Origin of the sequence: Streptococcus sanguinis SK355 (assembly GCF_000212855.1) — a bacterium.
In the GTDB taxonomy this organism is placed as follows: Bacteria; Bacillota; Bacilli; order Lactobacillales; family Streptococcaceae; genus Streptococcus; species Streptococcus sanguinis_A.
The window spans coordinates 1,530,439-1,555,224 of sequence record NZ_GL890993.1; the positions used below are offsets into that span (position 1 = coordinate 1,530,439).

The window sequence follows — 24,786 nt, forward strand, 5'->3', positions numbered from 1 at the left end:
CAATCAGCGGTTTTTTTTACGTTTGATTTCACTCATTTCAGTCTTGACTGAAATGAGTGAAAGAGATATACTATAGGCAAGAGGTAACAGATATGAATCAGAAAAAGAAGATTAGTTTAAAGCCAGAGTTACAAAAGTTTATTGAGAATATTGCTGCCATTTATGAAGGTTATGGCATTCCGCGAATTGGGGGTCGGATTTTCGGTTTGAGCCTTGTTTTTGGAGAACCTTTGTCAGCAGAAGATATGTCGGCTCTACTTCAAGCAAGCAGGAGCAGTATTTCTACCAATATTCGAGCATTGATGCTCAATGGCTGGATAGAAAAGGTTACCTTTCCTGGAGATAGGATTGACTATTTTAGATTTTCCCCCCAGGCTTGGGAACGAGTTCTCGAACATCGAAAAGAAGCTTTATTTCCAATCAAGCAGATTGTTGAAAGGGGACAGCAGGAATTGGCTGAAGATTCTCTCGAACACCAACAGTTAGAAGACATGAAAGCATGGCTGGATATCCAGGCTAATTATCAGGAGGAAATGTTGAAGGCTTGGCGGAAACATATTAGAGACAAGCAAAGAGGGTGACGAAGATGTATGAAAATCCTTATCAATATTTATCAGGAAATATTGGAGACAAAAAACTCATTCGAGCGGGTTTTGAAGAAAAACTCTATGATACAGGACAGATTAAACTGAATTATGTTGTGGGACCAGACAATGGACCCAATCTTCTGCTTATTCCAGCTCAAATAGGAACTTGGGAATCTTATGGCAAAGTCCTGATTTCTCTTTCTCAGCAGTTCAAGGTATATGCCATTGATATTCGGGGGCATGGCAAGTCCAGCTGGACACCAGGAGATTATTCTTGGTCTACAATCGGTCAGGATATGCGTTCCTTTATTGACAATGTCGTCCAAGGGAAAGTCATCATTTCGGGAAATTCTTCAGGAGGGATTATCGCTCTTTGGTGTGCAGCCAATTTGGGTTCGGAAGTGGCAGGAATTGTCATTGAGGATGCTCCTGTCTTTTCTGCAGAGATGCCTCGTTTTAAGGAGAGGGACCGTTTTGTCTACAATGGTCTCAAGCATGTGGTAGAAAAAATAGGGGATTTGGACAATCGTGATTTGGCGGATTATTTTTCAGGTCAGGAGATGCCTGTCTCGGAGAATCGGGTTAAAAAAATGCCTGACTGGATGATTCGTTTATTATCAAAGCGAATCAAAAAATTTCGAACCAATCACCCCAATCAGCCACTTGAAGTTGGTTTTCCATCTACCTTGAAGCAGCTTCTGAAATCACTGTCCATGTTTGATCCAGATTTTGCTCGCGCTTTTGTGGATGGCCGATTTTATCAAGGCATTCATCATGCTGAAGCCCTGAAAGCAAGCACTTGTCCAATACTATGTCTCCATGCTAACTGGAAAAGATATGAGAAGTACGGTCTAGTTGGGGCTCTAGATGACCAGGACGTTCAGCATATTCTGGAGCTGGCGCCACAGACTATTTACAAAAAAATTCCAGCCAATCATGTTATCCATGCATTTAAACCCCGTTGCTATATCCAAGCTTTGCTGGAGTTTAAAGACACAATTCAGAACAGCTAAAGCAAGCCAGCGGCTTGCTGTTTTTCATTTATTGGTAGGAATGGTATAATAGTTGATAGTCATGAGAAGTAGATTAGTGAATTTGGGAGAATGATGAAAAAGAGAGTTACAGATAATAAATGATAGCGATATAATCTATCAGCTTGGCAAAGAAAAGGAATAAAGATTTTAATTTTAAACGAGAGGTACCCCATGAACGAAATCAAATGCCCCAACTGCGGGGAGGTTTTTACAGTCAATGAGAGCCAGTACAGTGAGCTTTTGTCGCAGGTTCGGACTGCAGAGTTTGACAAGGAGATTCATGCTCGGATTGAGCAGGAACTGGCTTTAGCAGAGCAAAAATCCCAGAATGCCCAACAAGCCCTGCTATCGCAGAAAGATCAGGAAATTAACAATCTTCAAAATCAAATTGATCAGTTTGAGACCCAGCAGGAATTGGCAAAGAAAGAGGCGGAGCAGACAGCTAATCTTCAATTGCAGGAGAAGGATAAGGAAGTTCAGCAATTGGAAAGTCAGCTAATAACTCTGCGCTTGGAGCATGAAAATCAGCTTCAAAAGACCTTGTCTGCGCTGGAAAAAGAGCGCGACGAGGTTAAGAATCAGCTAGTTCTGCAAGAAAAGGAAGCAGCGCTGGCTCAGACCTCTCTCAAAGAGCGCTATGAGGTAGAGCTGCGGCAGAAAGATGAGACTATAGAGTTCTACAAGGATTTTAAGGCCAAGCAGTCTACTAAGATGATTGGCGAGAGTTTGGAACAGCACTGCGAGTACGAGTTTAACAAGAATCGTATGGCTATGTTTCCACGAGCGGAGTTTGGCAAGGACAATGATGCCAGAACCGGCAGCAAGGGCGACTACATTTACCGTGAGGTGGATGAAAATGGTGTAGAAATCCTCTCCATCATGTTTGAGATGAAAAATGAAGGCGATGAGACAGCGACCAAGAAGAAAAACGAGCATTTTTTCAAAGAGCTGGATAAGGACCGGCGGGAGAAAGGCTGTGAGTATGCTATTCTGGTGACACTTCTGGAGACTGACAGCGAGCTCTACAATTCAGGCATTGTCGATGTGTCCTATGCTTATGAGAAGATGTATGTTATCCGACCACAGTTCTTCCTGCCAATGATTACCCTCTTGCGTAATGCTGCGCTTAACTCGCTCCAGTACAAGCAAGAACTGGCCTTGGTGCGGGAGCAGAATATTGATATTACGCATTTTGAGGAAGATTTGGATGCCTTTAAAGTAGCTTTCGCCAAGAATTATCAGTCTGCTTCGACCAACTTTGGTAAGGCAATCGAAGAGATTGACAAGGCAATCCGCCGGATGGAAGAAATCAAGAAATTCCTGACAACCTCTGAAAACCAGCTGCGATTGGCAAACAACAAACTAGACGATGTCTCTGTCAAGAAACTGACGCGCAAAAATCCCACTATGAAAGCTAAGTTTGAAGCTTTGAAGGGTGACTAGGAGGATCCTATGCAGATACGAAAAGCAACCACGAAAGATGCTGAAGCCTTACTGTCTTTATACGAAGACTTGGGCTATCCAACGACCGCTTCTAAGCTGGCTCGACGTTTAGAAACGATTCTTTCTCAGCCGCATTATGGCTGTCTTTTAGCTGAAAGAAACGGAGAAATTTTAGGTTTCTTAGGTTATGCAAAGCTCTTCTTTTTTGAAGCAGATGGATCTTGCTATCGTATTTTAGCTTTGTCAGTTGCAAAAGAAGCAAGACGACAAGGAATTGCTAGTAGGCTAATTGATGAATTGAAAAAACAAGCGGTAAAAGAAGGAGTTAAGGCACTGGCTCTAAATAGTGGATTAACTGCTGAACGAAATGCTGCACATCAGTTTTATCAGGCGGTTGGATTTGAAAAAGTGACTGCCGGCTTTGCTCTGCATTTAAAAAGTCAATATGAATAAACATGATAAAATAGTAAGGAAAACGAAGTAATGTCTTCAACAAAAGGGAAAACCTTATATTTTAACAATAAGAGCATGGACTATGTGACCTTTGGAAAAGGTAAGAAACCACTGGTCATCATCCCAGGTCTAGGGGATGGTTTGGCGACTGTTAAGGGAATGGCGCAAATGCTTGCCCTAGCTTATAGGGGCTTAGCAACAGCGTTAATGATGAACGGTTGGCTGCGCATGCTTTTTATCAAAACCATGGCTTTCGCCAGACTAGCTTAGCTAATGTAGAGGAGGATGAGCATGGGAAAGAAAAAAGCTAAGACTAGACCGGAAATACCGAAGGAGCCCGACCTCAGCCCTGCTATGCAAGCCCTTTTAGAAGAGGCCTACACCCTGTTTAATTGCGATTTACACTTTCCTCTGACCCTTTGTACCTGCCCCGTCTGCATCTCCGAGGAGAATCTCAGAGCTTTGCAAACCATTCCTGTCAGGGAACTGAGTGAGGTGTTAATCTATGAATACCTCAACGCGGTGGTTAATAAGAGTGATGACGACTACCAAATCAGGCATTTTCTGCCTCGGATTTTAGAGATGATTGCTCACTACATTGAAATCAGAGTCGATGACTCTCTTAATCTGGATCGGTGTCACTTTGAAAGTGACAGTTGGAAGCCACAGGAGTTAGATTTTATGCGGCGCTTCTCACGTCAGTTTATCCTTGATACAATTAACTTTAGACCCAGTCAAGCTGATGGTGTGGCGGTTTATTTGGTTATGTTTGATCTGGCTGGCCTTGAAACCAGCCATCTGCTAGATAAGAGTCTTTGGCTGGAGGAAGCTGATCCCATCAAGGCACTACTTGCTCTGGAGGAGATTTACTACTATTACACCAAGGATTATGCCCACTTTGACTATATTTTTTCGGACAATCCTGCCTTTAACCAGCAGATGACAGATTGGCTGAACAGTCGGGAACTGGCTCAAGGTTTTTTTCCAATATTGGAAAATGTTCTCCTATCGGAGGAAGAAATAACGACTACTGAGGACTGCCGCCTTGAACAGCTTTATCAGATTTTTGAAAGTCGGATAGAAGTGTGACTATTTCGTTATGTTTTTCTAGTCAATCATTAGCATCCATATAAACTGATGGAATTTTTGAAAAAATCAAGAACAAAAAGTGACTGTTGATTCAGGCTCAGACCTGTCAAGAATATGATGCAAGAGCAGACAAGGATTTCCAAAAGAGAGTTTTAGTATTTTTAGAAAGTTAATCAATGAACGGAATTATCAACCTAAGAAAAGAAGCGGGAATGACCTCGCATGATGCGGTATTTAAGCTACGCAAGATTTTAAAAACCAAGAAAATCGGTCATGGGGGCACCTTGGATCCAGATGTAGTAGGGGTTCTTCCGATTGCTGTGGGCAAGGCAACGCGCTTAGTCGAGTTCATGCAGGAGGAAGGCAAGGTCTACGAGGGGGAAATCACACTGGGCTACTCAACAACGACAGAGGATGCCAGCGGAGACATCCTAGAGCGGACTCCAGTGACGGAACTTTTAGAAGAAGCTCTCATTGATGAAGCGATGGAGTCCATGACCGGTGAGATTCGCCAGATTCCGCCCATGTACTCTGCAGTCAAGGTCAATGGCCGCAAGCTTTATGAGTATGCAAGAGCGGGTCAAGAAGTGGAGCGGCCAGAGCGGCAGGTGTTCATCTATAGTTTCGAGCGCACCAGTCCGATTTCCTATGAAGATGAACAAGCCCGCTTTCGCTTTCGAGTCAAATGTAGCAAGGGGACCTATGTCCGAACTCTGTCTGTTGATTTAGGAGCCAAGCTTGGCTTTGCCAGTCACATGTCCCAGCTGACACGGACTTCCTCAGCAGGTATGAGCTTAGATGATGCCTTGACCTTGGATGAAATAGCGGAGCGAGTAGCAACGGAGGATTTCTCATTTCTCCGACCACTCGAATTGGGAATCGGAGATTTAGTGAAGGTTGAGCTTTCTGACGAGCAGGTTGAGGACGTGAGGAACGGCCGTTTTATCAGCTTGATGTCAGAAGAAACTGAGCTAGCTGGCTTTTATAAGGAGAAGTTAGTAGTCGTTTTGGAAAAGCGGGAAGCAGCCTACAAGCCCCGCAAAGTCTTCCTTTAATATTAACAGTAGAATTGTCAAAAGATTGTTACTCTTTTGTAATATGAAATGTGCGCTTGCATGTTATAATTATTTCATTAAACCTCACAAAAGGACAGCAACTGCACAACTGCTGTCCTTTTGTTTTGCTTTTTTCAGATTTTGACAAACGCCCTGACTAGAGCAGTAAAATTTTTTTAAATGTTTTGCAGTTTAGAGCGGAACGGATATTGTAAAAATAGCAAATGCGTAGTAAAATAGAGGAATGATGATAACCAAGAGAATTATAGATGAAAAAGGGATTGATCAGACAGAAGATACGGTCCTTGTTCTAGGCTATTTCGATGGGCTGCATAAGGGCCATCAGGCACTCTTTGAGAAGGCACGAGAGATTGCTGTAGAGCAAGGCCTAAAGATTGCAGTGATGACCTTCCCGGAGTCGCCTAAGCTAGCCTTTGTCCGCTATCAGCCTGAGCTCATGCTGCATCTGGCTAGCCCTGAAGACCGGATGGCGCAGCTGGAAAGTCTGGGTGTTGACTATCTTTACCTGATTGATTTTACTAGCCATTTTGCGGGCAATACAGCTCGGGACTTTTTTGAGAAATACGTGTCTCGTCTGCGCGCCAAGGCTGTGGTAGCTGGCTTTGACTATCATTTCGGATCAGACCGAAAAGAGTCACATGAGCTGAGAGATTATTTTAATGGCAAGATTGTTATCGTTCCCTCGGTTAATCTGGATAATCGGAAGATTTCTTCCACTCGGATTCGGGAGACGATTGCTGTCGGAGATATGCTGAAAACTCAAGAATTGCTGGGCTACCCTCTGTCCACTCGCGGTATTGTGGTTCATGGCAATGCCAGAGGACGGACGATTGGCTATCCAACAGCCAATCTAGCTCCCTTGGATCGAGTCCTTCTTCCAGGAGATGGCGTCTATGTCGCGGACGTTGAGCACAATGGTCAGCGCTATCGTGGTATGGCTAGTGTTGGGAAAAATGTAACTTTTGACGGTGATGAGCTTCGTTTTGAGGTCAATATCTTTGATTTTTCTCAGGATATCTATGGAGATACCATTCGGATTTTCTGGCTGGATAAGATTCGCGAGATGGTTAAGTTTGATGGTATTGACAGCTTGATTGCTCAGCTGCAGAGCGATGAACAGATTGCTCGAAGTTGGACTGGTTATCGAAATAGTTGAAAAAGTTATATTTTCATGACATTCGGCAGTAATTTTCAAAAAAATATAGTCAAGCCAAATAAAATTTAGTATAATAGAGGTAGTTATTATACAGAATTAGAAGAGAAACGCATGATTACATTATTTTTATCGCCGAGTTGTACTTCTTGCCGTAAGGCGCGTGCTTGGCTGCTAAATCATGAAGTGCCCTTTCAGGAACATAATATCATGACGAGCCCTCTGTCAGCTCCCGAATTGCAACACATTCTTTCTCTGACAGAGAACGGTACAGACGACATTATTTCAACTCGCTCAAAAATTTTTCAGAAATTAGATTTGGATGTGGAGGATTTGTCCATTTCAACCTTGATTCAGTTGATTGAGGAAAATCCCAGTCTTTTGCGACGCCCAATTATTTTAGACGGCAAACGGATGCAAATCGGCTTTAACGAGGATGAAATTCGTGCTTTCTTGCCTCGGAGTTATCGTAAGGAAGAGTTAAGATCCGCAACCATGCGGGCAGATATTCAGTAAAAATGAACAAAAATTATAGTTACCCACTAGATTTATCGTGGAGCACTGAAGAGCTTGCTTCGGTGCTCTCTTTTTTTAATGATGTAGAAGCAGCTTATGAACAGAAAGTCCAAGCGGAAAAGCTCTTGAAGTCCTATGCGGCTTTCAAGCAAGTTGTTCCTAGCAATGGCCAAGAGAAGCGAATCGGCCGTGACTTTGAAAACGTCAGCGGTTATTCGCTTTATCGTGCTGTTCAAGAGGCAAAAAGTAAAGGTAAAGGAAGCATTTCTCTTGGAAAATAAATTTCATTTTGCTAAAGAAATCATCTACCAAGCTGGTGCTTTTTTGAGGAAACATCTCTATGATGATTTGGATGTGAGTCAAAAGACCAGTGCCACCGACTTGGTCACCCAGATGGACCGGAAGGTTCAGGATGACTTGGTGGCTAAGATTCTAGCCCACTATCCGCAGGATGCTATTTTAGCAGAGGAAAATGGACTCCGACATAATATTGCTGATGGCAATGTCTGGGTGATTGATCCGATTGACGGAACCACCAACTTTATCACTCAGAAGGCTGATTTTGCCGTTATGATTGCCTATTTTGAAAAGGGAATTGGTCGTTTTGGCTTAATCTATGATGTGACCAGAGACCAGCTCTATCACGGTGGCGGAGACTTTGACGTCTATTGTAACGACAGGAAACTTCCTGCTTTTGAGAACCAGCCTTTTCAAAATTTTCTCATGGCTTCCAATGCCGGTATGCTGCAAGCCAATGATTGGGGCTTGGCAGACTTGGCTCGGGAGTGTTTAGGGGTTCGGGTTTATGGCAGTGCTGGGATTAGTTTTAGCAAGGTGCTGTCTGGCGGTCTCTTGGCTTATTTTTCCTACAACTGGCCTTGGGACTATGCGGCGGCTTCGATTATGGCGGAGAAGCTAGGCTTTATCGTCCAGACTTTGGATGGCAGTCAGCTAAATTTCCAGACTCGGCAGCCCGTTATGATGGCACCTAAGTGCAAACTATTAGCTATGAAGCCTTATTTAGAAAAGGGGAAGCAGTAAATGGACTTTCCTAAAGGTTTTAAAGAAAAATATGAGCAGATTCTAGGCTCAGAAGCAGCAGAATTTTTTGCGACTTTTGACGAGGAGCCAATTTCAGCCTTTCGCAGCAATCCTCTAAAAGAAGGCCAGCAGAATTTCTCAGATGCTATTCCTGAGACAGACTGGGGCTTTTATGGCAAGGTGTCTGGCAAGTCTGCTGAGCATGTGACTGGTCTGGTTTATTCGCAAGAGCCAGCAGCTCAAATGGTAGCTCAGATAGCAGCGCCATCTAAGGGGATGAAAGTCTTAGATTTGGCGGCAGCACCAGGTGGCAAGTCAACTCATCTTTTATCTTTTTTAGATAATACGGGCTTACTGGTCTCCAATGAAATCAATAGCAAACGCTCTAAAATCTTAGTGGAGAATATTGAGCGCTTTGGTGCTAGAAATGTGCTTGTTACCAATGAATCAGCCGAGCGACTGGCTCAGGTCTTTCAGGGCTATTTTGATCTGATTGTTCTAGATGCGCCTTGCTCGGGCGAGGGTATGTTCCGTAAGCAGCCGGATGCTACCCAGTATTGGACACCGGATTATCCAGCCCAGTGCGCCCAGCTCCAGCGAGAGATTTTAACAGCTGCTATGAGCATGCTTGCCAAGGACGGTCGCCTGGTTTATTCGACCTGTACTTGGGCTCCTGAAGAAAATGAAGGCATCGTTGCTTGGTTACTGGAAGAATTTCCACTTGAACTGATTGATATTCCTAAAGTAAACGGGATGACTGAAGGAATTGGCTTTCCTGAGACAGCTCGGATGTATCCGCATCGCTTCAAAGGTGAAGGTCAGTTTGCAGCTCATTTTCGCTATACTGGTGAGAATAGCTGCAAGAAGATTAAACCAGGTAAGAATCGTTTGACGAGCGAGCAAAGAAAACTCTGGCAGGACTTTGAGAACAAGCATCTAAAAACAGTCTTGACTGGAGAACTGCAGACCTTTGGGGATAATCTCTATTTGTTGCCTGCTGGTCTGCCAGATTTATCCAAGCTAAAGATTGCCCGTAACGGTTTGCATCTAGGAACATTTAAGAAGAATCGCTTTGAGCCTAGCTTTGCCCTAGGCTTGGCTATGAAGCCCAGCGAGGTTTCGAAGCAGGTTGAAATCAATGAACAGGACTTCACGAAATATGCTGCAGGCGAGACGATTGAACTGGCAGAAACGCAGCCAAACGGATGGTACCAACTAGTCCTTGGCGGGAACGGTCTGGGCTTTGCAAAAGTGACTGGAAAAACCCTGAAAAATTATTTTCCAAAAGGCCTGAGATTTAGATAAAATATTAGGAAAAGCTGCTATTATATGATATAGTTGAAGATGTGAATGTATTGAAAAAAGCTTCTTTCTGCTAAGTAAGAAATACTAAAGATACTTCCCATCCTCTTGATTTTATTAAAGGAGAAATCTTTTGAACAAATTGAAAAAATTTGCTTTAGCACTGACAGCTCTGGGCTTAGGTCTCAGCTTATCAGCTTGCTCATCTTGGATTGACCGCGGTGAATCCATGACAGCAGTAGGTTCAACTGCCCTGCAGCCCTTAGTTGAAGCAGCAGCTGATGAATTTGGCTCCAACAACATCGGTAAAACAGTCAATGTGCAGGGTGGTGGATCTGGTACAGGTCTGTCTCAAGTGCAGTCAGGAGCTGTTGAAATTGGGAACTCTGATGTTTTCGCTGAAGAGAAGGAAGGGATCAAAGCATCTGACCTGGTGGACCATAAGGTCGCTGTAGCCGGTATTGCTGTGATTGCCAATAAAGAAGTTGACGTGGATAATCTGACATCCGAGCAGCTGCAGAAAATTTTCACTGGTGAAATCACCAACTGGAAAGAGCTGGGCGGTAAGGACTTAGAGATTTCGATTATCAATCGTGCGGCTAGCTCTGGTTCCCGAGCAACCTTTGACAGTGTCATCATGGATGGGAAATCAGCTGTGCAGAGTCAAGAGCAGGATTCCAACGGTATGGTCAAAAATATCGTTTCGCAAACTCCTGGTGCGATTTCTTACCTAGCCTTTGCCTATGTTGATGAGTCTGTAAAAACCTTGAAACTTAATAACTACGAGCCAACAGCAGAAAATGTTGCTACCAATAACTGGTCGCTCTGGTCTTATGAGCATATGTATACACTAGGCAAGCCGACTGGTCTGGCTGCTGAATTTCTGGACTATATGCTATCAGATGATGTTCAAAAAGGCGTTGTAACCAGCATGGGCTATATCTCAATCAACGATATGAAAGTCAGCAAGGACGCTGATGGGAATGTCACAGCAATAGAATGAGATTCAAAATGAAAAATGAGGAATTAACCAAAAAGTTGTTATCGCCTTCTAAAAATTCTCGCTTGGAGAAGTTTGGCCGCTATCTGACTTTTGCTTGTCTGTCACTGATTGTGGTGATTGTGGCTATGATTCTAATCTTCGTTGCTCAAAAAGGTCTATCTACTTTCTTTGTCAACGGCGTTAATGTTTTTGATTTTCTTTTTGGTGGCGTCTGGAATCCTTCTGGTAAGGAATTCGGTGCCCTGCCAATGATTTTAGGCTCTTTTATCGTTACCATTCTGTCAGCTCTGATAGCAACTCCCTTTGCGATTGGTGCAGCTGTCTTTATGACAGAGGTTTCTCCAAAAGGAGCGAAAATATTGCAACCGGCGATTGAACTTTTAGTTGGTATTCCGTCTGTTGTTTATGGATTTATCGGTCTGCAAATCGTAGTGCCTTTTGTCCGTACAGTCTTTGGTGGTACTGGTTTTGGGATTTTGTCTGGTATTTTTGTGCTCTTTGTTATGATTTTGCCGACAGTAACCTTTATGACGACGGACAGTCTGCGTGCTGTGCCGCGTCACTACCGTGAAGCAAGTCTGGCTATGGGCGCAACGCGCTGGCAGACTATTTGGCGGGTAACTCTCAAAGCAGCTCGCTCAGGTATTTTTACAGCTGTGGTCTTTGGAATGGCGCGCGCCTTTGGTGAAGCACTAGCTATCCAGATGGTCGTTGGTAACTCAGCGGTGATTCCAACCTCTTTGACAACACCAGCAGCTACACTGACCTCTGTCTTGACTATGGGAATTGGAAATACCGTTATGGGAACAGTGGACAATAACGTTCTCTGGTCTCTAGCTCTGGTGCTCTTGATGATGAGCTTAGCCTTTAACAGTGTGATTAAACTAATTACAAAAGAAAGAGGTAAGAAAAACTATGCACGCTAAGAAATTAGATAAATTGGCGACTGGTGTTCTCTACACAATAGCAAGTATCATTGTTGCCATCCTTGCCTCTCTCATCCTCTATATCTTAGTTAGAGGCTTGCCGCATGTTTCTTGGTCTTTCCTGACAGGGAAATCCTCTTCTTACCAAGCTGGCGGTGGTATTGGGATTCAGCTATACAATTCCTTCTTCCTGCTTGTAATTACTCTGATTATCTCTGTGCCTCTTTCTATGGGGGCTGGGGTTTATTTGTCAGAGTATGCTAAGAAAGGTCCAGTGACCAACTTTGTCCGCACCTGTATTGAAATTCTGTCTTCACTGCCTTCAGTAGTAGTTGGGCTCTTTGGTTATTTGATCTTCGTTGTCCAGTTTGAGTATGGTTTTTCTATCATCTCTGGTGCCTTGGCTCTGACAGTCTTTAATCTGCCTCAGATGACGCGGAATGTCGAAGACAGCCTGCGTCATGTCCACCACACCCAGCGTGAAGCTGGTTTGGCCTTGGGAATTTCCCGCTGGGAAACGGTCCTGCATGTGGTCATTCCGGAAGCTTTGCCTAGTATTGTGACAGGGATTGTACTGGCTTCCGGTCGTATCTTTGGTGAGGCAGCAGCCTTGATTTATACAGCAGGTCAGTCAGCTCCAGCTCTTGACTGGTCCAACTGGAATATTTTCAGCGTTACCAGCCCTATCTCTATCTTCCGTCAGGCTGAGACCTTGGCCGTCCATATCTGGAAGGTCAACAGCGAGGGAACAATTCCTGATGGAACGGCTGTTTCTGCAGGTTCAGCAGCGGTTCTCCTAATTTTCATTTTGATTTTCAATCTGGGAGCCCGCAAACTGGGCAGCTATCTGCATAAGAAATTAACCTCTGCCTAAAGGAGAAGAAATGACAGAATATAATTGGAATGAAAAACATATCATTACTTTTCCTGAAGAAAAGGTAGCCCTGTCAACCAAGGATTTGCATGTTTACTATGGTAAAAAGGAATCCATCAAGGGCATTGATATGCAGTTTGAAAAAAACAAAATCACTGCTTTGATTGGTCCCTCTGGCTCAGGGAAATCAACCTATCTTCGCAGCCTCAACCGCATGAACGATACCATTGATATTGCCAATGTGACTGGAGAGATTCTCTACGAGGGGATTGATGTCAACCGCCCTGAAATCAATGTTTATGAAATGCGCAAGCATATCGGCATGGTTTTCCAGAGACCAAATCCTTTTGCCAAGTCCATCTATCGAAATATCACTTTTGCCCATGAACGGGCCGGTGTCAGAGATAGAAAGGTTTTGGATGAGATTGTGGAGACTTCACTCAAGCAAGCGGCTCTTTGGGACCAGGTCAAAGATGACTTGCACAAGTCAGCCCTGACTCTCTCTGGCGGTCAGCAGCAGCGGCTCTGCATTGCCCGTGCTATCTCGGTCAAGCCAAACATTCTGCTCATGGATGAGCCAGCGTCAGCCTTGGATCCGATTGCGACCATGCAGCTGGAAGAAACCATGTTCGAACTTAAGAATAACTATACCATTATCATTGTGACCCACAATATGCAGCAGGCTGCCCGTGCTAGTGACTACACTGGATTCTTCTATCTGGGCGACTTGATTGAGTACGATAAGACGGCCAATATTTTCCAAAATGCTAAGCTTCAGTCCACTAATGACTATGTTTCAGGCCACTTTGGTTAAGCTGCTGTCCGTATTCGTCACGATTCAACAAGCTTAGTCTTTGGTTGAATGTAAAATTAAATGAAGGAAAAACGTATGACAGAACCTATTTTGCAAGTCAAGGACTTGTCGGTTTATTATAATAAAAAGAAAGCCCTTAATAGCGTTTCACTTGATTTCATGCCAAATGAGATTACGGCTTTGATTGGACCGTCAGGCTCAGGGAAGTCAACCTTGCTCAAGGCCATCAACCGAATGGGGGACCTGAATCCAGAAGTAACGACTACAGGAACGGTCATTTATAACGGTCACAATATCTATAGTCCGAGGACAGATACGGTAGAGCTTCGCAAGGAAATCGGAATGGTCTTCCAACAGCCCAATCCCTTCCCTATGACTATCTATGAAAATGTGGTCTATGGACTTCGGATTAATGGTGTTAAGGACAAGGCTGTTTTGGACGAAGCAGTTGAGCGCTCCCTAATTGGTGCTTCTATCTGGGATGAGGTCAAGGACCGTCTGAATGATTCCGCTATCGGTCTTTCCGGTGGTCAGCAGCAACGTGTTTGTGTGGCTCGCGTGCTAGCTACTAGCCCTAAGATTATTCTCTTAGACGAGCCAACTTCAGCCTTGGACCCAATCTCAGCTGGGAAAATCGAGGAAACCCTCTACAGTTTGAAAGACAAATATACCATGCTTTTGGTCACTCGCTCCATGCAGCAGGCGTCTCGGATTTCTGAAAAGACTGGCTTCTTCCTTGGCGGAGACTTGATTGAATTTAATGAAACCAAGAAGATGTTCCTCAATCCAGCCCACAAAGAGACCGAAGACTACATTACTGGTAAATTTGGATAACAGAAAGGAATCTTATGCTTAGAGTACAATTTGAAGAAGATTTAGAAAAACTTCATAATCAATTCTATGCGATGGGAAATGAAGTCCTATCGCAGATTAACCGAACGGTGCGTGCCTTTGTCACACATGATCGTGAACTGGCTCGTCAGGTCATTGAAGACGACGCTGAAGTCAATGACTACGAGGTCAAACTGGAGAAAAAATCTCTGGAAATCATCGCTTTGCAACAGCCTGTGTCTCAGGACTTGCGGACTGTTATCACCGTGCTGAAAGCCAGCAGTGACTTGGAACGCATGGGCGACCACGCCGTATCGATCGCCAAAGCTACTGTTCGGATGAAGGGAGAAGTCCGCATCGAGTCCGTAGAGGATGCCATCAGCAAAATGGGGCGCGATGTTAAGAATTTCGTCGAAGAAACTCTGAACGTCTATCTCAATGGAAATGTAGACCAAGCTTATGCCGTAGCAGCGCTAGATGAGAAAATTAACCAATACTTTGATGATATTCGCGATCTTGCTACAGAGGAAATCAAACAAAATCCAGAACTGATTGTGACTGGCCGCGACTATTTCCAAGTTATCTCTTACTTGGAACGAATCGGCGACTATGCCAAGAATATCTGTGAATGGGTTGTTTACTTTGAAACAGGTAAAATTATTGAGTTGTGATCATCAAAAGATACGATTTATTTCGTGTCTTTTTTTCATACTCATGAAGAGGCTCAAGCATCCAGTTATTCATTGGAACTTGAGTACGACTATGCTACACTATAAGAGTATAAAGTATGCAATGTCTTTTCATAGAGAAGTATTTAGGTGGGAATCATGAAGAAAAAAATATTTATAACACTTGCTCTTATTCTTGTCTTGGTATCTGGTGGGATCTTTGTCTATAATAAACTGACAAAACCTAACTTAAGCCTCAAAACAGCCAAACTCTATCAGCGAGGTTTTCGACTCTTAGAAGAGCAAATTGGCACTTATATTAAGGAGAAATATTCAGGTATTGAAAAAATTGAATTTTCTCCAATTTATGTTATCGGAGATGATGGATCTTCCATGTTGAACGCCTATGTACGTCCGACTATATATGATAAATACGGGAATCAAGCAACTCTAGGTACACAAATAAAAAATTATACTCCAAACAGTTTGGGTATTGTTACGGACTTAATCGTTGATTTTGACTGGGATGGTAACGAGGTAATTGAATTATTTGATTCAGATGACGAGAGTATTGATGTCTCAAATGCTAAAGAACTCCCTGAAGAAGCTAAATTAACAGATGCAAAAAGTATAGATATAAATATTCAAATGTTAGTTGAAGATGGTCAGTTAAAAGATGTTGTCAAGGATGAAAAAGGAAGCTCTGAAGCACAGATTATTTACAATGTTAAGCTAAGCAAAGAGGAAGATTGATGTGGCGTGAACTAAGCAACAAATACAACTATTTTCTTATGTAGTTGAGGATAGAAGTTTGCCAAGAATAATGAAAAAGATTTTATATGACAATACTAAGGTATTATACTTTTTATTAGAAAAGAACTATGAAAACGCTTTATATTGGAGGTATATTAGTGAAAAAGAAGATTACTATTGTTTTAACAATTCTATTCATTGTATTTTCAGGAGGAATCTATATATACAACAGAGTAACCAAAGTCAACTTTAGCCCCAAAACAGCCAAACTCTATCAGCATGGCTTTCGACTTCTGGAAGAGCAACTAGGAACTTATATAAAAGATCATTACTCAGGGGTTGAAAAGATTGCGTTTTCCCCAATCTACGTTACTGAGGAAGGGTCAACTTTCTCAAATGCCTATGTACGTCCGACGATTTATGATAAATATGGGAATAAAGCAACATTAGGAACAACAATAAAGAACTACACACCTAATAGCTATGGTTCGGTTACTCATATATTTCTTGATTTTGATGGTTCAGGAAATGATGTTATAGAATTAATGGACTCAGAAGGTAATGACATTGATGTTTCAAATGCAAAACATTTGCCAGACGAAGCAAAGCTCACGAAAGCTAGAAGTACAGATGAAAATATTTCTTTATTGGTTGAAGACAGTCAGTTAAAGGATGTTGTCAAGGATGAAAAAGGAAGCCCAGAAGCTCAGATTCTTTACAATGTTAAGCTAAGTAAAGAGGAAGAATGATGTGACGTGAATTAATCAAGAAATATAGTCATTTCTTAGATGATTGAGAACAAAGTTTTGCAAGAACAATTAAAAAATTTTATATGACAATATAAATGTATTATGCTATACTATTAAAAAAGAACTTTGAAACCGCTCTCTGAAAAATCATTATAATGGAGGTAGTCTTGTGAAAAAAAAGATTATTATTGCTTTAACAATTCTATTCGTTGTAATATTAGGAGGAATCTACATGTACAACAAACTAACAAAACCTAACCTTAGCCCCAAAACAGCCAAACTCTATCAGCATGGCTTTCGACTATTAGAAGAACAATATGGAACCTATTTCAAAGAACACTATAAAGGTATTGAAAAGATTGAGTTTTCCCCAATCTACATTACTGAGGAAGGGTCAACTTTCTCAAATGCCTATGTACGTCCGACGATTTATGATAAATATGGTAATAAAGCAACATTAGGAACAACAATAAAGAACTACACACCTAATAGCTATGGTTTGGATACTCATATAATTCTTAATTTTGATGGAGGTGGAAATGAAGCTATAGATTTAAAGGACTCAAACGGGAATAACATTGATGTTTCAAATGCAAAACATTTGCCAGACGAAGCAAAGCTCACGAAGGCTAGAAGTACAGATGAAAATATTTCTTTATTGGTTGAAGACAGTCAGTTAAAGGATGTTGTTAAGGATGAAAAAGGAAGCCCAGAAGCTGAAATCATTTACAATGTTAAGCTTAGCAAAGGAGAAGAATGATATGACTTTGTCTGATCAAGAGGTTCGAAGATTACAGTTAGGTCTTAAGGGGAATGTTAAAAAAAGTGAGGGAGCAGTTATAAATGCCGGAACAGATGATAAACCTGAGTATTATCAAATCGTTTATCGACAAGATAGTACAACTCAAGCAATGGCAGTTGTACCTGTTGATAACAAAAAAGGAGCAAATCCAAACTACCAAGAAACAACGATAGTTGTTGCTGGTACTCAGATGCCCTTTGAAAATTCAAAAGAATTTGGGAATCAACCCTATTTCTGGAAGAAAAATCGAAATATTGTTGATTCATCTGAAAGAGCATTCTTTGCTAGTGGGGCATTCGGAATATTTCCAGGAATGCTGACTCCACAATCAGATGATATTGATATGTTTTATCAAATTACCGAAGAAAAGATAAAATCTCATAATGGTATCATTTCTAATATGTCTGGGCACAGTCAAGCAGGACCTGGAGTAGCTTATACAGCCTCAAAGTACGGCCTCAAACAAAACCGTTCAATCAAAGTGACAAATTTTATGGATTTTGCTGCTAAGAAAGCTGTTGACACAGGTGGTATTTCAAAAGAACAAGTAGCCTATCTCAACAAAAACGCCACTATCTATAGAGATAGTCGAGGCGATGTCGTTTTCTTAGATGGAAATAATGGTGATGTTCCTTATGGACAAACTATGAGATTTGAAGTTGAGGAAGGACAGGATGGTCACTCCCCAAGAACACCAGTAATGAAGGGAAATAAGTTAGATGTAGATTATTATTATAAAAGAAATCTATTCGCTACTGGCATGACAGAAAAACAGGTCCGAAAGATTGCTGAATATAAAGCAAAAACGTACAAAGTAAATGTAGCAATCGCTAATTATGGTTTAGAGATGGACAAGGTGACTCCTGAATACTATGTTCGTGAGTATTTAAAGGAATATGGAGACTTCGCTCCTGAGCCTTCTAAGCAGGATTTAATCGCTATAAATAGGAAATACATTGATGAACTGCATGCTTCTTTAAGAACCAGCTCTGGCGACAAAAAAATTAGTTTAAGAGAGGAACTCGTTCGTACAAGTGCGCAAACCGTTCAGCTTCAGGCTGAGGTCTATGAGCAAGAGATTAAAGATAAGATAAAAAGTGCTAAATCTAGTGTTGAAAACCATATCAAAGAACTGAGAGATGCAGCTTATACCCTAGCCCACAATCTTTCTGCTGATGAGGTAGAGGGCTTATTATCTGAGTTGAGCATGTCAACTGCTTGGAATGATGGAAAAGAAGCAAGTACTCTTGCCTCAGCAAGCTCTTATAAAAATACTATGACTAATATTGCAGGGAACTTAAACAAAGCTGCAGATAGGATAGTAGAAATCGATCAACAAGGTGCCCAGATTTTCGAGAAAAGTTAGGAGGAAGAGCATGATTGAACCAAATACAGAAGATAGAGTTGAAGCCGAACGTATAAAAAAAGAATATTTAAAGATTCAGGAGCGCATAGCTATTCGTGGCTTGATTTCATCTAAAAGAGCCATACTTCTTGAGGAGAGTCAAGCTTTGCAAAGCTGGCTGGATAATCAAGCTGAGACTATGAAGTCTTTTGCGTCTTCTCAAGTGCCTGCAGATTTATCTGGGGCTTTCTCTGGTGGGGCGGCGGATTCAGTCAAAGAAGTGCTAGGGGCTGTTCCAAAGCCTGAATTAGCCAGTCCTATCCTGTAGGAGGCCGTATGGATATTCAGAAAAAAATTAAGCGCCTTGATGACGAGCATATAGCTTTTCGAAAGAAAGTCAGCGAGTATGAATGGGATTATCAGGACATGAGACGAGAAGCTAAAAATGTTTCAGAGCAAATGAGCGAATGGATATTATCTTTTTGTCGGAATAGTCCTGATACCGTCCCCTCATATGAATTAAGCCAAATAGAGGAAAACAGGGAAATTTTTGAGAGAAAAATTCAGCGTTATGAAGAACGGCTAAACAAAACTTATCACGAAGAAAATCGAATCTATAATAAAAAATTAGAGGAACTTGAGAAAGAAAAGAAGAACTCTTGACCTTTCTTCTATTATCATAAACCAAATGGACAGCTTTTCCTGTCTTTTTGTTTGCATTTATTCTGCACTGAAATCTTTTAAATATGATACAATAATAACAGATTATAAGAGGACAAGTATGGCGGAGTAATCTTGCCATGTTGTTCGCTAGGTGAGGAGAAGCTTATGCAAGCAGTTAAACATTTTATTGAAACTTTTGTTCCTGAGCACTATGATCTCTTTTTGGATCTGAATCGTGCCGACAAGACTTTTTCAGGCAAGGTAACCATTACTGGGGAAGCTAAGACGAGTAAGATTTCCCTGCATCAAAAAGATTTGACGGTTGAAGCTGTAGAGGTGGCTGACCAAGCTCGCCCTTTCACTCTTGATAAGGACAATGAAGCTCTTTATATTGAGCTGGAAGCAGCTGGACCTGTAGTGGTGACCATAACTTATACTGGTAAGATTACGGACAATATGACAGGGATTTACCCATCTTACTACACGGTTGATGGTGTGAAAAAAGAGATTATTTCTACGCAGTTTGAGAGCCATTTTGCACGCGAAGCCTTTCCGAGTGTGGATGAGCCAGAGGCTAAGGCAACTTTTGATTTGGCTTTGAAATTTGACCAAGCAGAGGGTGAGTTGGCCCTGTCTAATATGCCGGAAATTGATGTTGAAAACCGCAAAGCGACTGGCGTTTGGAAGTTTGAAACGACTCCACGTATGTCTTCCTATCTCTTGGCTTTTGCTGCAGGTGATATGCAAGGAATTACTGCTAAAACCAAGAATGGAACTTTGGTAGGAGTTTATGCGACCAAGGCCCACCCAGAGAGCAATCTAGAGTTTGCTTTGGACATTGCGGTTCGCTGTATTGAATTTTACGAAGAATATTATGGAGTCAAGTATCCTATTCCTCAGTCACTTCATGTGGCTCTGCCAGACTTTTCTGCTGGTGCTATGGAAAACTGGGGCTTGGTGACCTATCGGGAAATCTATTTGCTGGTGGATGAAAATTCAACAGCTCTAAGCCGTCAGACAGTTGCCTTGGTTGTTGCACACGAATTAGCCCACCAATGGTTCGGAAATCTAGTGACGATGAAGTGGTGGGACGACCTTTGGCTCAATGAAAGCTTTGCCAATATGATGGAGTATGTCTCAGTTGATGCGATTGAGCCTAGCTGGAAGATTTTTGAAGATTTCCAGACCAGCGGAGCTCCTTATGCCCTCAAGCGTGACGCGACAGATGGCGTCCAGTCGGTCCATGTAGAGGTCAAGCACCCTGATGAAATTAATACTCTTTTTGATGGGGCGATCGTTTATGCCAAGGGCAGCCGTCTCATGCACATGCTGCGCCGTTGGCTGGGAGACGATGCTTTTCGTAAGGGGCTAGGTGCTTACTTTGAGAAGCACCAGTATGGAAATACTATCGGCCGTGACCTCTGGGACGCTCTTTCTCAAGCTTCTGGCCGTGATGTAGCTGCCTTTATGGATGCTTGGCTGGAGCAGCCGGGTTATCCAGTTGTCACTGCTAATGTCGAAAATGACTCCTTGATTTTGACCCAGAAGCAGTTCTTCATTGGGGAGCACAAGGACAAAGGTCGCCTCTGGCCAGTACCGCTCAACAGCAACTGGCAAGGACTTCCTGATACTCTGACGACAGAAAGACTGGAAATTCCTAATTATGCAGCCCTGGCAGCGCAAAATGAAGGAGCCCTGCGTCTTAATACAGAAAACACTGCCCACTATATTACAGATTATCAAGGTGAGTTGCTGGATGCTCTTCTAAATAATCTTAGCTCTTTGGACAATATCAGTAAGTTGCAAATCATGCAGGAGCGTCGACTTCTGGCAGAGTCTGGTAAGATTTCCTATGCGGACCTGCTGCCAGTCATCAGCAAGCTGGCAAACGAAACTTCTTATATGGTGGTTTCAGCTGTTTCCCAAGTGCTGGAAGGATTGAATCGCTTTGTGGATGAAGGCAGTCAGACTGAAGAAGATTACAAAGTCCTGTTGAAAATTCTCAGTCAAAGTAATTTCGACCGTCTTGGCTTTGAAAAACAGGAAGGCGAAAGTGATGAGGATGAGATGGTTCGTCAGCTGATTGTGGGTAATATGATTAAGGCTGAAGATGAGACAGCTAAAGCTCAAGCAAGCCAGATTTTTGACCGCTATCGTGATAATTTGGAAAAACTCCCTGCCGCTATTCGCCTGCAGGTACTTGTCAACCAAATCAAGCATCATGAAAGCAAGGAGCTGACTAAGCTTTATCTGGACCTATATGTTGCTTCAAATGATGGAAGCTTCAAAAATGCTCTTTCTACAGCCCTTTCTTATACGAAGAACATGGAAACCTTGGATGAACTTTTAGCGACTTGGAAGGATAAATTTACTGTGAAACCGCAGGATTTGTCAGCTTGGTATGCCCGTTTCCTCAGCCGTGATTTTACTCAAGAAGCAGTGTGGACTTGGGCGCGTGAGAATTGGGACTGGATCAAGGCAGCGCTAGGTGGCGACATGAGCTTTGATAGCTTTGTCATTAGCCCAGCTGTGGTCTTCAAGACAGAAGAAAGATTGGCAGAGTACAAAGCCTTCTTTGAGCCACAATTGGATGATATGGCGATTAGCCGAAACATTAGCATGGGAATCAAGGAAATCGCTGCGCGTGTTGAACTAGTGAAGCGCGAGAAAGAAGCAGTGGAAAAAGCGATTCGAGCTGCGATTTAATGGATTTGATTATAATGACTAGAACAGCCTGAGATAGTAGCCTATCTCAGGTTTTTTGTGTTATAAAATTTTGAAAATAAAAGTTCAATTTATTACAATATACGAATGACAATAAAGAGCTTTATTTCCAATTTCTCGCATTTTTAGTCTTTTTTAAGAAAAAATTCAGTCCTGTTTAAGTAAAAAACTATATGATAATGCTATTCTAGTGAAAGGATGTGTATTGGATGACTTGTAAGCTGCATTAGCTTCTTGCTTGATAGAATGAGTCAGAAAAATTAAAAAAGAAAGAAGGTAATAGATTTAATGGATATGGAAAAAATGATTGTTGTAGAAAAAAGTACCAAATGGTGGCTGACGGTTGCAACGGGTAGTGCTCTAGCAGTCGGACTTCTGGGAGGTTATGGTCTTGCGACAGCTATTCACGGTACAAACAGTCAGCAATCAGCTATTCAACAGCCAGCTACTGTGCCTGGAGCACCGGAGCAGGGACAAAATGGTCAGGATGCAGGAAATAGCATGCCTCCGCAACCAGGTCAGAATGGTCAAAACGGCGGACCGGGTAATGGCATGCCGACGCAGGATGGTGGTTCAGGACAGAACGGTCAAGACCAAGGCATGCCGCCTCAAGACGGTCAGCACTCTGGCAAGGACAAGAGCAAGGATTCTTCTGCTCAGCAAAATGACAACGGGAAGAAAAACAAGAAAAAGTCTTCAACGAACACAAATGAACAATCGGACAAGAACAATAATAAGTCGACAAAAGAAAATAAAACGTCGCAGTCGTAGAAAAAACTTACTGATTTTGACCCAAGTCATGATATAATAAGAATAGCAAATAAAACAAAAACCAAAAGACATAATCTTGGGAAGTTTTATTGGAGGAAAGAAAGATGATTAAAATTCTATTGGTAGAAGATGACCTTGGACTGTCAAACTCAGTTTTTGATTTTTTGGATGATTTTGCAGATGTAATGCAGATTTTTGATGGCGAAGAAGGCCTATATGAAGCAGAGAGCGGTGTTTATGACCTCATCTTGCTGGATCTCATGCTGCCCGAGAAAGATGGTTTCCAAGTGCTGAAAGATCTCCGGGCAAAAGGAGTCACTACCCCTGTTCTCATCATGACAGCTAAGGAAAGCTTGGATGACAAAGGACATGGCTTTGAGCTCGGGGCTGATGACTATCTGACAAAACCTTTCTATTTGGAAGAACTGAAAATGCGGATCCAGGCGCTCTTGAAACGTGCTGGTAAATTCAACGAGAATACTCTTTCTTATGGTGATGTGACAGTCAATCTATCCACAAATTCAACATTGAAAGACGGTAAAGACGTTGAGTTGCTTGGTAAAGAGTTCGACCTCTTGGTTTATTTCCTGCAAAATCAAAATGTAATCTTGCCTAAGACCCAAATTTTTGACCGTCTGTGGGGCTTTGACAGTGATACCACTGTTTCCGTTGTTGAAGTGTACGTTTCCAAGATTCGTAAAAAACTGAAAGGAACGGCATTTGCGAAAAACCTACATACTCTTCGTAGTGTCGGCTACATTTTAAAAGATGCTGAATAAAATCAAGAAGACCTTTTATGCGGATGATTTCTCTTATTTCATTCGCTATTTTGGGTTGTTTACATTAATCTTCTCAGCCATGACCTTGATTATTATTCAGGTTATGCGCTCCAGCCTTTATACGTCTGTTGATGAAAATCTTAAAAACCTGAGTAATGATCCTAGTTCAGTAGCAGATTTGGCCTATCGGACGACAGGTCAGCAGTCTAATCCGAGCAATAAGGTCAACACTAAAAGTCCTAAAAGCAGTAAAGAGCCAGATGGCGATCCAAACGAAGAGCCTAAGCCTGACAATCTGACGACGCCAAATTTCAGTTCTAATACTTTTGCCCTGCTTTTGGATGATAATTATAAAAATATTTCCACCAGCAAGAGCGATGGCTTTCTGGACTTTAATTCTTTGGACTTTAACAAGTCCTATCTGAATCAAATCAAGGAAATCGTGATTGGCAACAGCTTTGGCCAGACAGAAAGCTATCGGGCATATCTCTTTGATATTGACCCCAATAATGAGTATCCTGATATCAAGTATGCTGTGGTCATGACTAGTATTAGTCAGCTGGAGCAGACCAGCGGCAAGCATGAGCAACTGATTGCCATGGTTATGGTTAGCTTTTGGGGAATTTCCCTGATTGCTAGTATTTATCTGGCTCGGATGAGTGTTAAGCCCTTGCTGGAAAGTATCCAGAAGCAGAAGGCTTTCGTGGAAAATGCAAGTCACGAGCTGCGGACTCCTCTGGCGGTATTGCAGAGCCGTTTAGAAACACTCTTTCGTAAGCCTGAAGCAACAATTATGCAGAGCAGTGAAAATATCGCTTCTAGCTTGGATGAAGTACGCAATATGCGTCTATTGACGACCAATCTGCTCAACCTGGCCCGTCGCGATGATGGCATCAAGCCTCAATATGGTGAAGTCGAACCAGAATTTTTTGATACGACCTTTGCTAATTACTGCATTATCGCAAGGGAGAATAAAAAAGCCTTTCATTCAGAAAATATGATCAAGCACCCTATTGTGACAGATCAAATTTTCCTCAAACAGCTGATGACTATCCTATTTGACAATGCTATCAAGTACACAGATGATGACGGCGTAATCAGTGTCATGGCTACTTCGACAGATCGTTACCTTATTTTCCGAGTGGCGGACAATGGCCCTGGTATCAGCGATGAAGATAAGAAGAAGATTTTTGATCGCTTTTATCGGGTGGACAAGGCTCGGACCCGTCAGAAAGGTGGTTTTGGTCTGGGGCTATCTCTGGCCAAGCAGATTGCCGATGCTTTCAAGGGCACTATTTATGTCAAGGACAACAAACCAAAAGGCACGGTCTTTGAAGTTAAACTGCTACTGAAGGAAACGAAAAAGCGCTCTGTTAAATAGCGGGAGAGG

The 24,786-nt window shown here is 42.3% G+C and carries 28 protein-coding genes; all 28 read left to right on the forward strand.

All coding sequences use genetic code 11. The annotated features are described in order from the left end of the window. The first annotated feature begins 92 nt into the window (after window positions 1-92). Window positions 93-581, forward strand: coding sequence for a GbsR/MarR family transcriptional regulator (locus HMPREF9389_RS04000; protein ID WP_032906492.1), 489 nt, complete (start codon window positions 93-95; stop codon window positions 579-581). A gap of 5 nt (window positions 582-586) precedes the next feature. Beyond that, window positions 587-1,600: an alpha/beta fold hydrolase gene (locus HMPREF9389_RS03995; RefSeq protein WP_032906493.1), complete on the forward strand. Its 1,014-nt coding sequence runs from the start codon at window positions 587-589 to the stop codon at window positions 1,598-1,600. Between the two features lie 192 nt (window positions 1,601-1,792). Then, a complete protein-coding gene (locus HMPREF9389_RS03990; RefSeq protein WP_002930120.1) occupies window positions 1,793-3,064 on the forward strand; it encodes a DUF2130 domain-containing protein in 1,272 nt (423 codons plus the stop codon). A 9-nt stretch (window positions 3,065-3,073) separates the two neighbouring features. Continuing rightward, window positions 3,074-3,517, forward strand: coding sequence for a GNAT family N-acetyltransferase (locus tag HMPREF9389_RS03985; protein ID WP_002930122.1), 444 nt, complete (start codon window positions 3,074-3,076; stop codon window positions 3,515-3,517). A 30-nt stretch (window positions 3,518-3,547) separates the two neighbouring features. After that, window positions 3,548-3,787 carry a hypothetical protein gene (locus HMPREF9389_RS03980; protein WP_002930123.1) on the forward strand — a complete coding sequence of 80 codons (240 nt, stop codon included), beginning with the start codon at window positions 3,548-3,550 and terminating at the stop codon, window positions 3,785-3,787. 21 nt (window positions 3,788-3,808) lie between these two features. Then, window positions 3,809-4,606 carry a hypothetical protein gene (locus HMPREF9389_RS03975; RefSeq protein WP_032906494.1) on the forward strand — a complete coding sequence of 266 codons (798 nt, stop codon included), beginning with the start codon at window positions 3,809-3,811 and terminating at the stop codon, window positions 4,604-4,606. A 176-nt stretch (window positions 4,607-4,782) separates the two neighbouring features. Beyond that, window positions 4,783-5,661, forward strand: coding sequence for a tRNA pseudouridine(55) synthase TruB (gene truB, locus HMPREF9389_RS03970; RefSeq protein ID WP_002930125.1), 879 nt, complete (start codon window positions 4,783-4,785; stop codon window positions 5,659-5,661). A gap of 247 nt (window positions 5,662-5,908) precedes the next feature. Continuing rightward, window positions 5,909-6,838, forward strand: a complete 930-nt coding sequence (locus HMPREF9389_RS03965) for a bifunctional riboflavin kinase/FAD synthetase (RefSeq protein WP_328261980.1) — start codon at window positions 5,909-5,911, stop codon at window positions 6,836-6,838. A gap of 111 nt (window positions 6,839-6,949) precedes the next feature. After that, window positions 6,950-7,351 carry a Spx/MgsR family RNA polymerase-binding regulatory protein gene (locus HMPREF9389_RS0111325; RefSeq protein WP_002906786.1) on the forward strand — a complete coding sequence of 134 codons (402 nt, stop codon included), beginning with the start codon at window positions 6,950-6,952 and terminating at the stop codon, window positions 7,349-7,351. 2 nt (window positions 7,352-7,353) lie between these two features. After that, window positions 7,354-7,632, forward strand: a complete 279-nt coding sequence (locus HMPREF9389_RS03960) for a UPF0223 family protein (protein WP_002930133.1) — start codon at window positions 7,354-7,356, stop codon at window positions 7,630-7,632. Further along, window positions 7,622-8,392 (forward strand): inositol monophosphatase family protein, encoded by a 771-nt coding sequence (locus HMPREF9389_RS03955; RefSeq protein WP_002930134.1) that lies wholly within the window; start codon window positions 7,622-7,624, stop codon window positions 8,390-8,392. Before HMPREF9389_RS03960 ends, HMPREF9389_RS03955 begins: the two co-directional genes overlap by 11 nt. Beyond that, on the forward strand, window positions 8,393-9,697 hold the full coding sequence (locus HMPREF9389_RS03950) for an RsmF rRNA methyltransferase first C-terminal domain-containing protein (protein ID WP_002930135.1): 1,305 nt from the start codon (window positions 8,393-8,395) through the stop codon (window positions 9,695-9,697). A 130-nt stretch (window positions 9,698-9,827) separates the two neighbouring features. Continuing rightward, window positions 9,828-10,697, forward strand: a complete 870-nt coding sequence (locus HMPREF9389_RS03945) for a phosphate ABC transporter substrate-binding protein PstS family protein (RefSeq protein ID WP_002930138.1) — start codon at window positions 9,828-9,830, stop codon at window positions 10,695-10,697. A gap of 8 nt (window positions 10,698-10,705) precedes the next feature. After that, window positions 10,706-11,623, forward strand: a complete 918-nt coding sequence (gene pstC, locus HMPREF9389_RS03940; RefSeq protein ID WP_002895771.1) for a phosphate ABC transporter permease subunit PstC — start codon at window positions 10,706-10,708, stop codon at window positions 11,621-11,623. Further along, window positions 11,613-12,497, forward strand: a complete 885-nt coding sequence (gene pstA, locus HMPREF9389_RS03935) for a phosphate ABC transporter permease PstA (protein ID WP_002895770.1) — start codon at window positions 11,613-11,615, stop codon at window positions 12,495-12,497. The genes pstC and pstA overlap by 11 nt, the downstream gene beginning before the upstream one ends. A gap of 10 nt (window positions 12,498-12,507) precedes the next feature. Further along, on the forward strand, window positions 12,508-13,311 hold the full coding sequence (pstB, locus tag HMPREF9389_RS03930; RefSeq protein ID WP_002895769.1) for a phosphate ABC transporter ATP-binding protein PstB: 804 nt from the start codon (window positions 12,508-12,510) through the stop codon (window positions 13,309-13,311). Between the two features lie 75 nt (window positions 13,312-13,386). Continuing rightward, a complete protein-coding gene (gene pstB, locus HMPREF9389_RS03925) occupies window positions 13,387-14,145 on the forward strand; it encodes a phosphate ABC transporter ATP-binding protein PstB (RefSeq protein WP_032906495.1) in 759 nt (252 codons plus the stop codon). A gap of 14 nt (window positions 14,146-14,159) precedes the next feature. Further along, window positions 14,160-14,813 (forward strand): phosphate signaling complex protein PhoU, encoded by a 654-nt coding sequence (gene phoU / locus HMPREF9389_RS03920; RefSeq protein ID WP_002919209.1) that lies wholly within the window; start codon window positions 14,160-14,162, stop codon window positions 14,811-14,813. 156 nt (window positions 14,814-14,969) lie between these two features. Next, window positions 14,970-15,563, forward strand: coding sequence for a hypothetical protein (locus tag HMPREF9389_RS03915; protein WP_002930144.1), 594 nt, complete (start codon window positions 14,970-14,972; stop codon window positions 15,561-15,563). A 128-nt stretch (window positions 15,564-15,691) separates the two neighbouring features. Continuing rightward, window positions 15,692-16,312, forward strand: coding sequence for a hypothetical protein (locus tag HMPREF9389_RS03910; RefSeq protein WP_002930146.1), 621 nt, complete (start codon window positions 15,692-15,694; stop codon window positions 16,310-16,312). A 139-nt stretch (window positions 16,313-16,451) separates the two neighbouring features. Beyond that, window positions 16,452-17,072, forward strand: coding sequence for a hypothetical protein (locus tag HMPREF9389_RS03905; protein ID WP_032906498.1), 621 nt, complete (start codon window positions 16,452-16,454; stop codon window positions 17,070-17,072). A gap of 1 nt (window position 17,073) precedes the next feature. Then, window positions 17,074-18,480, forward strand: coding sequence for a hypothetical protein (locus HMPREF9389_RS03900; protein WP_032906499.1), 1,407 nt, complete (start codon window positions 17,074-17,076; stop codon window positions 18,478-18,480). Between the two features lie 10 nt (window positions 18,481-18,490). Next, entirely contained in the window at window positions 18,491-18,787 is a 297-nt protein-coding gene (locus HMPREF9389_RS03895) for a hypothetical protein (RefSeq protein WP_002930154.1), read from the forward strand. Window positions 18,788-18,795: 8 nt separating this feature from the next. Further along, window positions 18,796-19,122 carry a hypothetical protein gene (locus tag HMPREF9389_RS03890; RefSeq protein WP_002930156.1) on the forward strand — a complete coding sequence of 109 codons (327 nt, stop codon included), beginning with the start codon at window positions 18,796-18,798 and terminating at the stop codon, window positions 19,120-19,122. Window positions 19,123-19,287: 165 nt separating this feature from the next. Further along, window positions 19,288-21,828, forward strand: a complete 2,541-nt coding sequence (locus HMPREF9389_RS03885) for a M1 family metallopeptidase (RefSeq protein ID WP_002930157.1) — start codon at window positions 19,288-19,290, stop codon at window positions 21,826-21,828. A gap of 306 nt (window positions 21,829-22,134) precedes the next feature. Continuing rightward, entirely contained in the window at window positions 22,135-22,617 is a 483-nt protein-coding gene (locus HMPREF9389_RS03880) for a hypothetical protein (RefSeq protein ID WP_002930159.1), read from the forward strand. A 104-nt stretch (window positions 22,618-22,721) separates the two neighbouring features. Beyond that, window positions 22,722-23,396 carry a response regulator transcription factor gene (locus HMPREF9389_RS03875; RefSeq protein WP_002930161.1) on the forward strand — a complete coding sequence of 225 codons (675 nt, stop codon included), beginning with the start codon at window positions 22,722-22,724 and terminating at the stop codon, window positions 23,394-23,396. Next, window positions 23,386-24,777, forward strand: coding sequence for a sensor histidine kinase (locus HMPREF9389_RS03870; protein ID WP_002930166.1), 1,392 nt, complete (start codon window positions 23,386-23,388; stop codon window positions 24,775-24,777). Before HMPREF9389_RS03875 ends, HMPREF9389_RS03870 begins: the two co-directional genes overlap by 11 nt. The last annotated feature ends 9 nt before the right edge of the window (window positions 24,778-24,786 follow it).